We start from the raw sequence: 578 nt of genomic DNA on the forward strand, positions 1-578 counted from the left end.
TCAGTAGGTGTCGCTGCAACTGCTGCAGCGGCTGTGGCATCGTGATGAACGGAGCACCATTGCGCAACGCGCCGGGTTTGCGCTCGACCAGCGTGATGTAATGGCGCCAGTCGTAGAAGGTCATGTGCCGCTCGAAGCTGCGTTCGTGGCGTGCGATCTCCTGGGCGTCGGCGACGACGCTGAGATATGCCGGATAGCAGCGCACGCTCACCAGCTGGTTCGTGTACTCGGTGGGCACGCTGTAGCGGTTGCGCTGGAAGTGGATGAGGCTGATCGACGACACCCGCAGGGTCTGCTCGACATAGCCGTCGAACGGGCGTGGATTGGGCATCAGCCTGGTGCGCTCGTCCTGCAGCACGTCCTCGACCGTCAGCTCGGGCCACTGCGGGTGCCGCATCTGCCAGGCCTGACGACACTGGCCCGCGACCCATTCGTTCAGAAGCTCCAGCGTTTCCCAGCGCCGTAGCGCAGCCTCGTGCCAGATCTGGCGGCGCCGGTCCTGCACGTTCTTCTCAACGATGCCCTTCTCCCAGCCGGCGGCACGGTTGCAGAATTCCGGCTCGAACAGGTAATGGCCG

1 protein-coding gene is annotated in these 578 nt (G+C 64.4%); it reads right to left on the reverse strand.

The window, feature by feature from the left end:
- On the reverse strand, positions 1-578 hold a 578-nt coding region (locus tag DID99_RS36870), incomplete at both ends, for a Mu transposase domain-containing protein (protein WP_409362729.1).

Origin of the sequence: Burkholderia sp. Bp8986, from assembly GCF_003854225.1 — a bacterium.
Classification (GTDB): domain Bacteria; phylum Pseudomonadota; class Gammaproteobacteria; order Burkholderiales; family Burkholderiaceae; genus Burkholderia.